Genomic DNA, 239 nt, shown 5'->3' on the forward strand with positions numbered 1-239 from the left:
GTGCCGAAGGGGGTGGCGGTCACTCATGGCAATGTGACTCAGCTCCTGTTGGAGACGGACGCCTATGTGCTGCCGGGGACGTGGACGCAGTGCAATTCGTATGGGTTTGACACCTCGGTGTGGGAGGTGTGGGGTCCGTTGTTGCATGGCGGGCGGGTGTTGGTGGTGCCCGAAGCGGTGGCCGCGGCGCCGGAAGATTTTCATGAGTTGTTGGTCAGTGAGCGGGCCAGTTTTCTTGC

General features: G+C 61.9%; 1 protein-coding gene. It reads left to right on the forward strand.

From position 1 onward, the window contains the following. Positions 1-33 precede the first annotated feature (33 nt). The coding region (locus AC5Y30_RS25585; protein WP_499922125.1) for a hypothetical protein at positions 34-239 on the forward strand (206 nt) is incomplete at its 3' end.

The organism is Mycobacterium sp. NGS27, from assembly GCF_059813005.1.